The sequence below is a fragment of the Lonsdalea iberica genome (assembly GCF_002111585.1).
Classification (GTDB): Bacteria; Pseudomonadota; Gammaproteobacteria; order Enterobacterales; family Enterobacteriaceae; genus Lonsdalea; species Lonsdalea iberica.
Map to the genome: position 1 here is coordinate 40,197 of NZ_LUTP01000012.1, position 15,413 is coordinate 55,609.

Here is a 15,413-nt window from a genome sequence, read left to right on the forward strand (position 1 = left end):
GTTTATTCGCCGACATGTTCCTGTTCCGCCTCGGGATTGCGCGTGATAAACATCGCATCGCCGTAGCTGAAAAAGCGTAGTTGTTCCGCCACCGCCCGACGATAGGCGTTCATGGTATGACGGTAGCCTGCGAAAGCGGAGACCAGCATGATCAACGTGGACTCCGGCAGATGGAAATTGGTCACCAGCGCGTCGATGACGCGGTAGTGGTAGCCGGGATAGATAAAGATGCGGGTATCGCCGAAGAACGGGGCAATAATGGCATCCGAACTGGCCTGCGCCGCGCTTTCGAGCGAACGGACGGACGTCGTGCCGACGGCGATCACCCGGTTGCCACGGGCTTTACACGCCAGCACGGCATCCACGACGTCTTGCGGGACTTCCGCATACTCGGCGTGCATGACGTGATCTTCAATGCTATCAACCCGCACCGGCTGGAAAGTCCCCGCGCCCACATGCAGGGTGACGAAGGCCATTTCAATCCCTTTGTCGCGCAACGCGGCCAGCAGCGGCTCGTCGAAGTGCAGACCGGCGGTCGGCGCCGCGACCGCGCCGGGACGCTGGCTGTAGACGGTCTGATACAGCTCTCGGTCGGCATCCTCATCAGGACGGTCGATATAGGGCGGCAGCGGAATATGGCCGATATCGTTGAGAATGGTCAGCACGTCGCGTGGATCGTCAAAACGAATTTCGAACAGCGCATCCTGACGAGACAGCATCGTGGCCACCACGCTTTCATCCTCGCCCAGCACCAGCTCAGCGCCCGGCTTAGGCGCCTTGGATGCGCGGACATGCGCCAGCACGCGATGCTCGTCCAGTACGCGCTCCACCAGAACTTCCAGCTTGCCGCCGCTCGCTTTACGTCCGAACAGGCGAGCTGGGATCACGCGTGTATTGTTGAAAACCAGCAGGTCGCCGGGCTCCAGCTTATCCAACAAATCGCTAAAGATGCCCAGAGAGGTCTCGCCGCTCGGCCCGTCCAGCGACAACAGACGGCACCCGCTACGCTGCGCCTGGGGATAATGGGCGATGAGGGACTCAGGGAGTTCAAACGAAAAATCGGCAACACGCATGACTATTCACTTAGCTATCTGACAGAGGGAAAAAGAGGCGGCCTAGTCTAGAGCCGGGAACGACCGGCTGCAAGAAATAAGCGGCCTGCAAAAGGAATTGCACTTATACTCCCCGGATGAATTTTCTCGCCCATCTCCATCTAGCCTCGCTGGCCGACAGCTCCCTGCTGGGAAACCTGATGGCTGACTTTGTACGCGGCAATCCCGACGGCCTTTTTCTCGATGAGATCGTCGCCGGTATTCGCCTGCATCGGCGAATTGACAGCCTGACGGACAGCCTGCCGGAAGTTCGCGCCGCGTGCCGCTATTTCAGCCCGGATTATCGCCGCGTCGCGCCGATTACGCTCGACGTGCTGTGGGACCATTTTCTGGCTCTGCATTGGTCGAGGCTGGCTCCTCACGTCACATTGGCGCAGTTCGTCGCCGATGCTCGCAGGGAAATTGAGCCTCATCTGCCGCACACCCCTGAGCGTTTCCGCAATCTGAACAACTATCTATGGACCGAGCGTTGGCTGGAGCGCTATGCCGAGCTGCCTTTTATCGGCGAAGTCCTGTACCGCATGGCGCAACGGCGTCCTCGACTGGCGGCGCTGGCGGGCTCTTTCGAGGATATCGAGCGCCACTATCATCAGCTTGAAACCCTGTTCTGGCAGTTTTATCCCGTCATGATGGAGACGGCCAAAAGCGGACAATTGTCAGCGTCAGCCCTGCGGTAACAGAACGATTTCGCAAACTAATACCAATTGATGTAATAGGCTGAACCTATCTCATTGATTGGCCGACCACGTCTTTATTCATACTGGCGAAATACCTATACTCGGCAGGGTTTATATCCCTCCGCTTTACTCATTTCTCATCACTATCACCACGGGAGTTATTATGATTCTGGTCACTCGTCCCGCCCCCGATTTCACTGCAGCCGCCGTTTTAGGCAGCGGAGAGATCGTTGAAAATTTCAACCTGAAAGAGCATATCAACGGTAAACCGGCCGTCATCTTCTTCTGGCCGATGGATTTCACCTTCGTGTGCCCGTCAGAACTGATCGCTTTCGACCATCGTTACGAAGAGTTCCAGAAGCGCGGCGTTGAAGTCGTCGGCGTCTCCTTCGACTCCGAGTTCGTTCACAATGCCTGGCGTAACACCCCTATCGATAAAGGCGGCATTGGCGAAGTGAAATACGCGATGGTGGCAGACATCAAACGCGAAATTCAGAAAGCCTACGGCATCGAACACCCGGATGCGGGCGTCGCGCTGCGCGGCTCTTTCCTGATCGACAAAAACGGCATCGTGCGCCATCAGGTCGTCAACGATCTGCCGCTGGGGCGTAACGTTGATGAGATGCTGCGTATGGTTGATGCGCTGCAGTTCCACGAAGAGCACGGTGAAGTGTGTCCGGCGCAGTGGGTGAAGGGTGAAGAAGGCATGGGCGCGTCTCCGGACGGCGTCGCCAAATATCTCTCTCAGAACGCCAACAAGCTGTAATTCAACGGCCTGTAACGTCAAAAACCCCGCGGTAATGGCCGCGGGGTTTTTTATTGACAGAGATTCAAGCCGGACCGAGCAACTCGGTCACGCCATCCGGCCTGCGGTCATTAGGCGGCTTTACGCCGCAGGAAGACGAAGTAACCCGCCAGCAACAGCGCAATCCACAGGCAACCGGCATACAGCGAGATACGCGTATCCGGGAAGTAACCGATCAGGCCGATGATAAACGCCAGGAAAACAATCCCTACTGCGGACGTCACCGCCCCGCCCGGCACTGGGAACGCCAGCGCTTTGGCCTGTTCACGGGTAAGCTTGCGGCGGAAGGCGATTTGGGAACACAGGATCATTATCCATACCCAGACCGTTGCGAAGGTCGCCAGCGACGCGATAACCAGGAACACTTTTTCCGGCATGATGTAGTTCAGATAAACCGCCGCCAACAGCGCCACCATCATCACTACCACCGTTACCCACGGAATGCCGCCACGGGACAGGCGCATGAACACTTTGGGCGCATGGCCCTGTTCAGCCATACCGTGCAGCATCCGCCCGACCCCGAACACATCGCTGTTAATCGCCGACAGCGACGCCGTGATCACCACGAAATTCAAAATGCCGGCGGCGGCATTAATGCCCATGTGCTGGAAGGTCATCACGAACGGGCTGCCGCTGGTGCCCACCTGATTCCACGGATAGATGGACATGATGACGAACAGCGTCCCGACGTAGAACACCAGAATACGCCAGGGAACGGAGTTGATGGCGCGCGGGATGGATTTACGCGGATCCTGCGCTTCACCCGCGGTGATACCGATGATTTCCACGCCGCCGTAGGCAAACATCACCATCTGCAACGACAGTACCATCCCCATCACCCCATGACTGAAGAAGCCGCCGTTGGTCCAGAGGTTGTGGATACCCGTCGGCTGGCCGCCGTTGCCTATCCCCCAGAGAATGATGCCGATACCCGCCGCTATCATCAGAATGATGGTCGCGACTTTGAAGAAGGACAGCCAAAATTCCAGCTCGCCAAAAACCTTCACATTCATCAGGTTAATCGCCCCGATGATCAGCACGACGCTCAGCACCCAGACCCAGTGCGGCACTGCGGGGAACCAAACGCCCATATAGATGCCGAAGGCCGTGACGTCGGCAATGGCAACAATCAGCATTTCAAAGCAGTAGGTCCATCCGGTGATATAACCGGCCATCGGACCCAGATAATCGCGCGCGTAGCGGGAAAAGGAGCTGGCCTGAGGATCGTTGACCGACATTTCCCCCAGCGCACGCATAATGATGTAAGCCGCCACGCCGCCGATGAGATAAGCCAGCAGCACGCTGGGGCCCGCCATCTGAATGGCGCTGGCGGAACCATAAAACAGACCAGTTCCTATCGCCGAACCTAAGGCGATAAAACGGATATGCCGCGCGCTTAAGCCACGCTTGAGCTTGGACTCTTGTTCCATATTTAAAGCAACCCTGTTTTACAAACGAAAAAACCACAGGCAGAAGCCTGTGGTGAAAATCCCTCTTGCCGTACTAAGTGCGCGCAGCAGCCGTATGACGAGCGATCAATCGGTCGTAAACGGCAGCCACCAGCAATACGGCCAGCGACGGCAACAGCCAGGCCAGCCCTTGTTTACTCAGCGGCAAGTAGTTCGCCCACTCTGGCAACCAGGAAGCAAAGGCCGACGATTTTACGCCATCAATCACGCCGAAGACCAGACTGATCAGCATCGTAGGGGCAACAATGTAACTGCTGTTATTCCACCAGCGCAGGGTGAAGCTCAACATCACCAGGACGATACACGGCGGGTAAATCGCCGTCAGAATCGGAATAGAGAGCTGGATCAGATGGCTCAGGCCCAGGTTGGACACCACCATCGAAAACAGTCCCAGCACGAAGACCAGCGTGCGGTATGAGAACGGCAGATATTCGGCGAAGAATTCCGCGCAGGCGCAGGTCAGCCCCACCGCCGTTACCAGACAGGCTACAAAAATCAGGATCCCCAGGAAGGCGCTTCCCATGTTGCCGAACGTGTATTGTACGTACGCGTGCAGAATCTCAGCACCATTCTGAGCTTCCGGGATCAGCTGGCCGCTGTTAGCACCGAGATGGAACAGGCTCAGATAGACCAGTGCAAGGCCAAGCCCGGCGATCAAACCGGCCATCACGGTATAACGCGTCAACAGCTTGGCATCGGTGACGCCACGCGAACGGGCCGCGTTAACGATAACGATACCGAACACCATCGCCCCCAGCGTATCCATTGTGATGTAGCCATTCAGGAAACCACTGGAGAACGGGATTGTTTGATACGCTGCCGCAGGCGGGATAGACGAACCCGCGGGCCACAGCAGCGCAGCAACCCCGAGGATGCCGAGCGCGATGATTTTGACGGGCGCCAGAATATGCCCCACGGTATCCAGCAGGCGGCCGGGATACAGAGAGATGCCGATGACGATGGCGAAGTAGACGAGGCTATAAATCAGCAACGGCATGCCGCCGGATCCGACCAGCGGAGCAATACCGGCTTCGAAAGAAACGGTCGCTGTGCGCGGCGTGGCAAACAGCGGCCCCACAGCGAGGTAACAGACTGTCGCCAGCACAATCCCGGCTTTCCGGCCAATCGGCGTACTTAGGGCGTCGATGCCGCCGCCCACGCGCGCCAGCGCAACGACGGTGATCACAGGCAGACCCACGGCGGTAATCAGGAAGCCTAGCGCGGCGATCCAGACGTGAGGACCCGCTTCCAGTCCGACGATAGGCGGAAAAATAATGTTACCCGCCCCCACAAACAAGGCAAAGGTCATAAAACCTAATGCCACGATATCTCTGGTTTTTAAACGATAATTCATAACGTATGTCGTGTTGCCTGTAAAACGAACTGAAAAGAGACCGGAACGGGGTCGTCGCCGGTATGAATCCGCTCTTGATTTCGGATGGTGCGCAGAAGTATAGGAATGGTTATTTTCCACACAGCGTTTGTGGTGGCTAAGTAAACCGTTTATAGCGAAAAAATACAAGGCGAGATTATAAAAGCAGAATATCGAACTGAATTATTTGTAATATCCAGTGAATGTGATTAGTTTTTCTTTATTGACTAACACATGATTTGTGCATTTAAGCCCCATCCAGAGCAATAATATGGCACTTTCATGCCGCTCTGCGCTAAATGCAGTCATAAACAAAACTTATTCATATAAAAAACGCCGATATTCGCTATCGGCGTTATAAAAAAGGGAGTGGCTCGGCGTCACCATACGCGTTTAGCGATCTCCACAACGCGCTTTAGCTTCTCCCACTGCTCCTCTTCAGACAGGGTATTCCCCTCTTCCGTTGAAGCAAAACCGCACTGTGGGCTTAGGCAGAGCTGATCCAACGCAACGTACTGCGCCGCTTCAGCGATCCGATTCTCCACGTCAGCCACCGCTTCGAGCTCGCCGGTTTTGGTCGTTATCAAACCCAGTACGACCTGCTGATGGCCCGGACGAACAAAACGCAGCGGTTCGAAGCCGCCGGCTCGTTCCGTGTCATATTCCAAGAAGAACTCATCCACGTTCACGCCGCCAAACAAGGTGCTGGCAACGGGCTCGTAACCGCCTTCAGCGATCCAGGTCGAGCGGAAATTACCTCGGCATACGTGCAAACCTATCACCAAATCGGCCGGTTTGTCGGCCAGCGCCTGATTCAACACCCGCGCATACGTGCTGGCGAGAATTTCGGGATCTTCACCGCGCTCGCGGATTTGGCGTTTCTGATCCTCGGCGCAGAGATATGCCCACACGGTGTCGTCCAACTGTAAATAACGGCAGCCCGTATCATAAAAGGCCTGAATGGCGTCATGCCAGGTCTGAGCCAGGTCGTCAAAATAAGCGTCCAGCGTCGGATAAACGGTGCTGTCGATCGCGTCGCGGCCGCCCCGGAAGTGCAACACGCTGGGGCTCGGGATCGTCATTTTAGCGGCGGCGTCTCCCGCAATGCTGTTCAGATAGCGGAAATCGTCCAGCATCGGATGGCGCGGATTGAATCTGACCTTTCCGGTGACCTTGATGCTGCGAGATTTGGTCTGAATACCGTTGAACTGGATACCGTGGCCGGCTTCATAACCCTCAACCCCTTCCAGCCCCTCGAAGAAGTCGAAGTGCCACCACGACCGACGAAATTCGCCGTCGGTGACCACCTGTAACCCCACGGCTTTCTGACGCTCGACGGCGTGCAGAATTTCGCGATCCTCCACTGCGCGCAGCTGCGTCGCCTCGATTTCACCTGCCAGGCATTGCTGGCGCGCCTGCTTGATCGCCGCCGGGCGTAGTAAACTGCCCACGACATCAGCGCGGAACGGAGGTTTAGCTTGTGTCATGTTTGACTCCTGAGTCGCTGCTGGCGGTGGCTGACCGCAACAGTCCGAGTTAATGAGAGACCGTGGAATATCGCCCTTAAACTGGACATCCAGACGGCTATAGTGATTTCATCGTGACATGAATCGCGCTATCCGACAAGAGAATAGTTTTCATTCCGCCCAACGGCGTTGCATGGCGTAAAAGGAACCAGGAAGTGTTCTGAGCAGGTCGTCGCGCTACCGACGACCTGCAAAGTTACAACGGTGAAGGCATCGAGTGGGGCTGGGAAGAAGGCGCAGTCACAATCAGACGATTGGGCAGCGTGAATAAAAACCGGGAACCCTCTCCCAGATCGCTGAGAATTTCCAGTCGAGAGTCGTGATGGCTAAGCGCATGTTTGACGATGGCCAAGCCCAGGCCGCTCCCCCCCGTTTGACGCGAACGCGCCTTGTCCACGCGGTAGAAGCGTTCGGTTAGCCGGGGCAGATGCTCCGGCGCGATGCCCGGCCCGTTGTCGCTAACCTGGAATTGCGCCCCCTGAGACGTTCGTTGCCAAGTGACTTCAATCCGAGTCCCTTCCGGCGTATGGTTGATAGCGTTATATACCAGATTAGAGACGGCGCTGCGCAGTTGCTCTTCATTCCCGAACACCATCAGCTGTTCATTGACGCGAAAGACGATCTCGTGCCGGTCCTGACTCAGCGTCTGCGCTTCGCGCTGCAACACATGCAGCATTAGCGGTATGTCGACCTTCTCGTTGAGATTGATGGTCGCGGCCGCTTCGATTCGCGAGAGGGTGAGCAGCTGTTTCACCAGACCATCCATCCGCCGCGTCTGCTCTTGCATAGTATTGAGCGCCCTGGCCTGCGGCGGTCCGTCCATCGGTCCGTCGTGCATCATCTCCAGATACCCTTGCAGCACGGTGAGCGGCGTACGCAGCTCGTGGCTCACGTTGGCGAAGAAGTTGCGGCGAGCGCCTTCCAACTGATGCATCTGCGTCACGTCGCGCACCACCATCATTGTTTGACCTTCAGAATAGGGCATGAGACGAAACTCGACGTGGTGACCATTGTTGAGCTGCAACGTCAGCGGACGCTCAAACTCCTGCGACTGCATATAGCGGGAAAATTCAGGGTAACGCAGGAGGTTGAGCACATTCTGCCCGCTGTCGTCAGGCCAGCGCAGCCCCAGCAGATGTTGAGCCAGACGGTTGCACCAGATGATCCCGCCCTCTTCCGTCGTGATGACGATAGCGTCGGGGAGCGACTCCGCGCCGCTGCGAAAGCGTTTGATCAACACCGCCAGCTCGCGGCGGCGGCGGCGACTGCGCAGCTGCATTTGATACAGACCATAAAGCAGCGGCTCCCAGCTGCCGCGACCGGGAGGCGGCGTCATGCTGCGGTCGATCCAGAGCCAGTGAGACAAGCGGAGCTGGTTATAGTAGTTCCAGCACAGGGCAGACAGCACCGCCGCCAGCAAGAACCACGACAGATAACCGAATATCAGTCCCAGCAGCAGCGCGGGAAAGCAGAAGATCGCCAACTCCGCCGCCAGCCTTTTCCAGGATAAGCGTTCTAACACGTGAGGTTGTCTCCACTGCGACCGGGATCAGTAACGCGTCGAAAATCGGTAACCGGTTCCCCGTACTGTCTGCACCAGTTTGTCGTGCCCGCTGGCTTCCAGCGCTTTGCGCAGGCGGCGTATATGAACATCGACGGTGCGATCTTCGACATAGACATTTGTGCCCCAGACATGGTTCAGCAACTGTTCCCGACTATATACCCGTTCCGGGTGAGTCATAAAGAAATGCAATAGCTTGAACTCGGTCGGCCCCATGTCCAGCGCCCGGTCCTCGGTGGTAACGCGATGCGACGAAGGGTCCAGGCTGAGGCCACGCATCTCGATCACTTCATCAACGGCCATCGGAGAGATGCGTCGCATCACCGCTTTGATACGCGCCACCAGTTCCTTGGGGGAGAACGGTTTGGTGATGTAATCGTCCGCGCCCACTTCCAGACCTTTGACGCGGTCTTCCTCTTCGCCGCGCGCGGTCAGCATCATGACGGGAATATCGCGGGTCAGCGTTTCACGCTTCATGTGTTTGATGAACTGCAAGCCGGAACCGCCGGGGAGCATCCAATCCAGCAAGACCAGCTCAGGATAAGGTTCCGACAGGCGATTAATCGCACTGTCGTAATCTTCGGCTTCTACGGGCTGGTAACCGTTCTGTTCCAGAACGAAACACACCATCTCACGGATAGGCGCCTCATCTTCTACTACCAAAATGCGTCTTGCCATCATTAATCCTGCCGTTAATCGTCGCTATTGGCGTGCGGTGGGGATTATGCGTCAGTTTTATGACAAATTTATGATAAAGCGGTTCCCTCGTCATGCTCGGTTAACTGACCGCGCTGGAACGGATATTCCCTGAGACAGCCCTAAACTGTCTGTTTATAATCGCCGATAATCGTAACACTCAGCTACCCCCGACGCCGTAACAGGACGCGCCATGCAAATTATTCATACCTCCGACTGGCATCTTGGACAGTACTTTTACACTAAGAGCCGGGCCGCGGAACATCAGGCGTTTCTGCGCTGGCTGATTGAACAGGTGGAGCAGCATCACGTCGACGCCGTCGTCGTGGCCGGCGACATTTTCGATAATGGCACGCCACCAAGCTACGCCCGAGAGATGTACAACCGCTTCGTCGTCGAGCTCCATCAGACCGGCTGTCAGCTGGTTATTTTGGGTGGAAATCATGATTCCGTCGCAACGCTTAACGAATCGCGACTGCTGCTCTCTTGCCTGAATACGCAGGTCATAGCGAGCTGCGAAGGCGATATTGAAGAACAGGTCATCGTCCTAAATACCCGCGAAGGCGAGCCCGGCGCGCTGCTGTGCGCAATCCCGTTCCTGCGACCGCGCGACGTGCTCACCAGCCAGGCCGGGCAGTCGGGCTCCGACAAACAGCTGGCGCTGCAGGAGGCGATTGCCAACCACTACCAGCGCAGCTATCAGCGGGCCGTGCGCCGGCGCGAAGAGATGGGTCTCTCGCTACCGATTGTCGCCACCGGCCACTTGACGACGGTGGGCGTGACCGCGACCGATTCAGTGCGGGATATCTACATCGGTACGCTGGATGCCTTCCCCGCTCAGGCGTTTCCGCCGGCGGACTATATCGCGCTCGGTCACATTCACCGTCCTCAGCGCATCGCTCAGACGGAACACATTCGCTACAGCGGCTCGCCTATCCCGCTGAGTTTCGACGAGCTGAACCACGAGAAATCCGTCTACCTGGTGCGTTTCGAGCAGGACAAACTCGACGAGGTCTCGCCCTTAACGATCCCCGCATTTCAGCCCATGCAGTTGGTCAAAGGCAGCCTGTCCGAAATCGAACGTCGCCTGGCCGGTTTTCGTGAATATGACGGTGAAAAGCCGGTTTGGCTGGACATCGAAATCGCCACTCAGGACTACCTGAGCGACATCCAGCAGCATATTCAGAACCTGACGGACGATTTGAACGTGGAAGTGGTGCTCTTGCGGCGCGCGCGCGAACAGCATCTGCAAATGCTGGTTCAGCAGGAGAAAGAGACCCTGGACGAACTGCTGCCCGGTGAAGTCTTCGAGAGACGGCTGGCGCTGGAGCCGGATTTGGAGGAACGCCAGCAGCAACGTTTGCGTACGCTGTTCACTCAGGTCCTGCAAGACGTGGAAGACGATAGCCAGGAGGCAACCGCATGAAGATTTTGAGTCTACGGCTGAAAAACCTCAACTCGTTGCAGGGTGAATGGAAAATCGATTTCACCCGCGAGCCGTTTGTCAGCAATGGCCTGTTCGCTATCACCGGCCCCACCGGCGCCGGTAAGACCACGCTGCTGGACGCCATTTGCCTGGCGCTGTACCACCAGACGCCGCGACTGAAAGTTACCCCCAGTCAGAACGAGCTGATGACCAGGCACACCGCGGAATGCCTGGCCGAAGTCGAGTTTGAGGTGAAAGGCATCGCCTATCGCGCCTTTTGGAGCCAGCGCCGAGCGCGCAACGCGCCGGACGGCAACCTACAGGCGCCGAAGGTGGAGTTGGCGTACTGCGCGGACGGCAAAATCATCAGCGATAAAGTCAGCGACAAGCTGTCGACCATCGCGCAGATTACCGGGCTGGACTTTGACCGTTTCACAAAGTCCATGATGCTGTCTCAGGGGCAATTTGCGGCCTTTCTCAACGCCGACGCAAATGACCGCGCCGAATTGTTGGAAGAGTTAACCGGCACCGATATCTACGGGCGGATCTCCGAGCGCGTCTATGAGCAGCATAAAGCCGCGCAAAACGCGCTCGAACAGCTACAGACGCAGGCCGGCGGCATTGAATGTCTGAGCAGCGAGCGGCGTGCGGAACTTGAACAACAGCTCAGCGAGCTCCAGCAGCAGGAGCTGGAGAATACGCGTCATCGCGATGATATCACCGGCCATCAACGCTGGTTTGAAACCCTGCAAGAACATCAGCGGGCGATGACGTCGAGCCAGGAAAAACAGCGGTCGCTACAGTTAGACTTCGTTCAGGCGAAGCCTCAATTGGAGCGTCTGGATGCCAGCGTTCCCGCGGAAAAACTGCGCCCGATCTACAGTGAGCGCCAACGTTATGCGCAGGAAAAGACGCACCTCACGAATCTTATCGCCAAACTCGATCTGCAAATGACGCAGCAGCAGAGCACACTGTCGCAACTGCAGACGCAAAAAGAAAACGCGGCGGCGCGCCAGCAACAGCATGTCGAAGAGCGCCAACGGCAGGAAACCCTCATCAGCGAGCAGATCCAGCCGCTGGACCAGCGTATCGCCACGCTGCGGGAACAACGCGACCAGCAGCAGCAGTCGCAGGACCAGCAGAAGCAGTTGCAAAAAGATCTGATCGAAAACCAGTCAAAACTGCGTCAGGAACGCGATCACGTTCAGACGCGGCTGGCCCAAATCGCGGAATTCAGACAGCAACACAGTCTTTATCAATACTGGGGCAGCCACATCCCGTTATGGGAAGCGCAGTTTCCCCAGTTGCAAGCACTGCAACTCGAGCTGAAATCCCAGCAAGCCAAGGCGGGTGAACAGCAGATCCGCGCCGATTATTTCCAGCAACAGCACGCTACGCTGTTGGAAAAACAGCAGGCGCAACAGGCGACGACGGAAGGCGCCCGGCAGAATTTCGAGCTGTTGCAGCAACGCATTCAGGCGCGTGAATCGTCGCAGCCGACGGAGGCGCTGCGTCAGCAGTTGGATGATTTGGCGGCCCAGCGTCAAGACCGTCAGCAGTTCGCCACCCACGCGACCGTATTGCAACGCCTGCTAAGCCAACACACGCTTCTGGAATCTCAGCTACTGGACGATCACCACCGCATCCAGGAGTTGGAGCGGGAACAGGAGCAGCATCGCCGGGAGCATCAGCAGCGTGTCAGCCACCTGAACGATCTGGATAACCGCCACGAACTGGAATTGCGCATTGCCAATCTGGAGAACGAGCGTAAACAGTTGCAGCCCGATAAAGAGTGCCCTCTGTGCGGCTCCACGCACCACCCGGCCATCGAGCGCTACCAGTCGCTGCGTCCGTCTGAAACCCAGCGGCGGCTGCATACGCTGCGACAGGAAGTGGATGCGTTGCAGGCTAAAGTGGTGCAAAGCACGACCCAACTGCATCTGTTGCAGCAGCAGCGACAGCAGCAGCATCTGCGGCTGAATCAGGTTAACGATGAAATCGCCGCCCTGCGTCAGGAGTGTCAGAACGTCAGCGAACGCTTGCATATCGACTTTGACCTGAATCAGCCGGAAGCATTAACCCGCTGGCAGGATCAGTGCGACGCGCAGGAGAACGCGTTGCAGGCGCAGCTCGCCGAACGTGAACAAACTCGACGACAGATTCAGGATAGTAAGGATTTACTGACCTCCGCGCAGCAGTCGCTGCAACAGACTGAGCAGCAGCTGGCGCTCAATGCGCAGCAACAGGAAGCGTTAACGCAGTCCCGCCAGGAATTGCAGCAGGCGCAGGAAAAAACCGAGAAAGAGCTGGCCCGGCTGAACGACGCCCTGAGCCATAAGCTGGCCGAGTTCAATCTCGACGCCCCCGCCGACGCCCGACAAGAAGAGTGGCTGAACCTTCGCCGACGCGAATGGCAGCGCTGGCAGGAGAACGAACACGAACAACACGTGTGCGAACCCAGGCTGTCGGGGCTAATTGCCGATACCGAACATACGCAGCAGCGCCTGAAAGACACGGAAACGGCCCTCGCCACGTTACAGCAGCAGCTGAAAGCAACGCTGCAATCGCTGGAAACGGCGCAGCAGTTGCGCTGGAATTTATTAGGTAATCAGAGCGTTAAAGAGGTACAGGCGCACCTGCGTCAGCAGGCGCAGGATGACGAGCAAGCTCTCAGACTGGCGCAGGATAAGTGGCAGTCAGGCCAGTCACAACTCAGCCGGACGACCGGCGAAAAACAGTCGCTGGAACAGCAGTGGCAACGCACCGATAACACGTTGAAAGAGGCGGAAAGCCGCTTTACCGACGCGTTGCGGGCCAGTCCGTTCGATGATGAAAGCGACTTCACCCGCGCGCTATTGAGCGAAGAGGCGCGCGAGCAACTCGTCGCACTGAAGGAACGGCTCACTCAACGTCAGCAGCAGGCCGATGCGCTACATGCGCAGGCGGAAGAAAAACTCGCCCAGCATCAGGCGGCCAGACCGAAATCGCTGCAGGAAAACCTGGTTTATGCGGACGTGCTGCAGATGCTCGCCGAACTTGACGATATGCTGAAAAACGGCGCGCAGCAGCAGGGGGAGATCCGTCAACAGCTGCAAAGCGACCAGCAGTTGCAGGACAAACAACGCACCTTGCTGGAAGAGGTTGCACGGCGCAGGCAGCAATGCGAAGACTGGGCGCAGCTCAATCAGCTCATCGGCTCTCAGAAAGGCGATAAGTTCCGACGCTTCGCACAGGGGCTGACGCTGGATCATCTGGTGTATCTGGCTAACCGCCAGCTGTCGCGCTTACACGGGCGCTATCTGCTGCAGCGTAAAGCCTCCGATACGCTGGAACTGCAGGTGGTCGACACCTGGCAGGCCGACGCCACGCGAGATACCCGTACGCTCTCCGGCGGGGAAAGTTTTCTGGTCAGTCTGTCGCTGGCGCTGGCGCTTTCCGATCTGGTCAGCAATAAGACCCGCATCGACTCTTTGTTCCTCGACGAGGGCTTCGGCTCACTGGACGGAGACACGCTGGATTCCGCCCTGGACGTGCTGGACAACCTCAATGCGACGGGAAAATCCATCGGCGTCATCAGCCACGTTGAAGCGATGAAGGAGCGTATTCAGGTCCAAATCCGTGTGAAAAAACGCAACGGGTTGGGGATCAGCCAGTTGGACAGTCTCTACGCGGTCAAATAACCCCTGCGTGCTACCCGCGCCAATCCCGCGGGCGACGGCAACCGCCTTTTTATCTTAACGTCGCCCGCCTCAGTCGTTATCATGCGCGCTGACATTAATCCTGCGCGCGTCTTCTTTTTGCGCATCAGCCTGGAATAACCGAATGCTGTGGTTTAAAAATTTAATGATTTATCGCCTCAGCCGCGACGTCCGTTTGTCTGCGGACGAAATGGAAAAGCAGCTGGCCTCATTCTCTTTCACGCCGTGCGGCAGTCAGGACATGACCAAAAGCGGTTGGGTGACGCCGATGGGCTCCCACAGCGATGCCCTGACGCACGAAGTTAACGGACAAATTTTGATCTGCGCCCGCAAAGAGGAAAAAATCCTGCCGTCGCCGGTCATCAAGCAAGCGCTGGAAGCCAAAATCGATAAGCTGGAAAATGAACAGCATCGCAAACTGAAAAAAACCGAGAAAGACGCCCTCAAGGATGAAGTGCTGCACAGCTTGCTACCGCGTGCGTTCAGTCGGTTCAGCAGATCTGGCTGTGGATTGATACGGTCAACGGCCTGATTATGGTCGACGCCGCCAGCGCCAAAAAGGCGGAAGATACGCTGGCGCTGCTGCGCAAAACGCTCGGTTCACTGCCCGTGGTGCCGCTGACGATGGAAAGCCCCATCGAGCTGACGATGACCGAGTGGGTCCGCTCCGGCACAACGCCGCAAGGTTTCGCGCTGCAAGACGAAGCCGAACTGAAAGCCATTCTGGAAGACGGCGGTATCATCCGCTGCAAGAAGCAAGACCTGCTCAGCGACGAAATTGCCGCGCATATCGAAGCGCAAAAACTGGTGACTAAATTGGCGCTGGACTGGCAGGAGCGCGTTCAGTTGATGCTGTGCGACGATGGCTCGCTGAAACGCCTGAAATTCTCAGACGAGCTGCGGGAGCAGAATGACGATATCGACCGTGAGGATTTCGCACAGAAATTCGATGCGGATTTCATTCTGATGACCGCTGAACTGGCCGCGCTCATCGCTAACCTGATCGAAGCGCTGGGCGGCGAAGCTCCGCGTTGATCCCTTCCCCCTCTTTCGTTAACACGCCCCCGCCTG

10 protein-coding genes and 1 pseudogene are annotated in these 15,413 nt (G+C 57.2%); 5 read left to right on the forward strand and 6 right to left on the reverse strand.

The annotated features are described in order from the left end of the window. Positions 1–2 precede the first annotated feature (2 nt). Positions 3–1,073 (reverse strand): tRNA preQ1(34) S-adenosylmethionine ribosyltransferase-isomerase QueA, encoded by a 1,071-nt coding sequence (queA, locus tag AU511_RS06625; RefSeq protein WP_094109181.1) that lies wholly within the window; start codon positions 1,071–1,073, stop codon positions 3–5. Between the two features lie 116 nt (positions 1,074–1,189). Here queA and AU511_RS06630 point away from each other — a divergent pair, with 116 nt between their 5' ends. Both AU511_RS06630 and AU511_RS06635 read left to right on the forward strand, forming a co-directional pair. Further along, positions 1,190–1,789 (forward strand): acyl carrier protein phosphodiesterase, encoded by a 600-nt coding sequence (locus tag AU511_RS06630; RefSeq protein ID WP_094109182.1) that lies wholly within the window; start codon positions 1,190–1,192, stop codon positions 1,787–1,789. Between the two features lie 163 nt (positions 1,790–1,952). After that, positions 1,953–2,555, forward strand: a complete 603-nt coding sequence (locus AU511_RS06635; RefSeq protein WP_094109183.1) for a peroxiredoxin C — start codon at positions 1,953–1,955, stop codon at positions 2,553–2,555. Between the two features lie 110 nt (positions 2,556–2,665). On the opposite strand, the gene proY is transcribed toward AU511_RS06635, so the two are convergent. From proY to phoB, 5 genes are all read right to left on the reverse strand, one after another. Beyond that, positions 2,666–4,024 (reverse strand): proline-specific permease ProY, encoded by a 1,359-nt coding sequence (gene proY, locus AU511_RS06640; protein ID WP_094109184.1) that lies wholly within the window; start codon positions 4,022–4,024, stop codon positions 2,666–2,668. 73 nt (positions 4,025–4,097) lie between these two features. After that, the gene (gene brnQ, locus AU511_RS06645; protein WP_094109185.1) at positions 4,098–5,417 is read right to left on the reverse strand and encodes a branched-chain amino acid transport system II carrier protein; all 1,320 of its coding nucleotides are present in this window, start codon (positions 5,415–5,417) and stop codon (positions 4,098–4,100) included. Between the two features lie 398 nt (positions 5,418–5,815). After that, positions 5,816–6,922 carry a cobalamin-independent methionine synthase II family protein gene (locus AU511_RS06650; protein ID WP_094109186.1) on the reverse strand — a complete coding sequence of 369 codons (1,107 nt, stop codon included), beginning with the start codon at positions 6,920–6,922 and terminating at the stop codon, positions 5,816–5,818. A 235-nt stretch (positions 6,923–7,157) separates the two neighbouring features. Then, entirely contained in the window at positions 7,158–8,483 is a 1,326-nt protein-coding gene (gene phoR / locus AU511_RS06655) for a phosphate regulon sensor histidine kinase PhoR (protein ID WP_094101052.1), read from the reverse strand. A 27-nt stretch (positions 8,484–8,510) separates the two neighbouring features. Then, entirely contained in the window at positions 8,511–9,200 is a 690-nt protein-coding gene (gene phoB, locus AU511_RS06660) for a phosphate response regulator transcription factor PhoB (RefSeq protein ID WP_094101051.1), read from the reverse strand. 211 nt (positions 9,201–9,411) lie between these two features. On the opposite strand from phoB, the gene sbcD reads away from it, so the two are divergent. From sbcD to rdgC, 3 genes and pseudogenes are all read left to right on the forward strand, one after another. Beyond that, positions 9,412–10,644, forward strand: coding sequence for an exonuclease subunit SbcD (gene sbcD, locus AU511_RS06665; protein ID WP_094109187.1), 1,233 nt, complete (start codon positions 9,412–9,414; stop codon positions 10,642–10,644). After that, positions 10,641–14,324, forward strand: coding sequence for an AAA family ATPase (locus tag AU511_RS06670; protein ID WP_094109188.1), 3,684 nt, complete (start codon positions 10,641–10,643; stop codon positions 14,322–14,324). The genes sbcD and AU511_RS06670 overlap by 4 nt, the downstream gene beginning before the upstream one ends. A gap of 142 nt (positions 14,325–14,466) precedes the next feature. Further along, positions 14,467–15,377 (forward strand): annotated as a pseudogene (gene rdgC, locus AU511_RS06675) (recombination-associated protein RdgC). Positions 15,378–15,413 lie beyond the last annotated feature (36 nt).

Coding starts and splice junctions, on each gene's coding strand:
- queA (WP_094109181.1), bottom strand. CDS start 1,073: ATGCGTGTTGCCGATTTTTCGTTTGAACTCCCTGAGTCCCTCATCGCC.
- AU511_RS06630 (WP_094109182.1), top strand. CDS start 1,190: ATGAATTTTCTCGCCCATCTCCATCTAGCCTCGCTGGCCGACAGCTCC.
- AU511_RS06635 (WP_094109183.1), top strand. CDS start 1,953: ATGATTCTGGTCACTCGTCCCGCCCCCGATTTCACTGCAGCCGCCGTT.
- proY (WP_094109184.1), bottom strand. CDS start 4,024: ATGGAACAAGAGTCCAAGCTCAAGCGTGGCTTAAGCGCGCGGCATATC.
- brnQ (WP_094109185.1), bottom strand. CDS start 5,417: ATGAATTATCGTTTAAAAACCAGAGATATCGTGGCATTAGGTTTTATG.
- AU511_RS06650 (WP_094109186.1), bottom strand. CDS start 6,922: ATGACACAAGCTAAACCTCCGTTCCGCGCTGATGTCGTGGGCAGTTTA.
- phoB (WP_094101051.1), bottom strand. CDS start 9,200: ATGGCAAGACGCATTTTGGTAGTAGAAGATGAGGCGCCTATCCGTGAG.
- sbcD (WP_094109187.1), top strand. CDS start 9,412: ATGCAAATTATTCATACCTCCGACTGGCATCTTGGACAGTACTTTTAC.
- AU511_RS06670 (WP_094109188.1), top strand. CDS start 10,641: ATGAAGATTTTGAGTCTACGGCTGAAAAACCTCAACTCGTTGCAGGGT.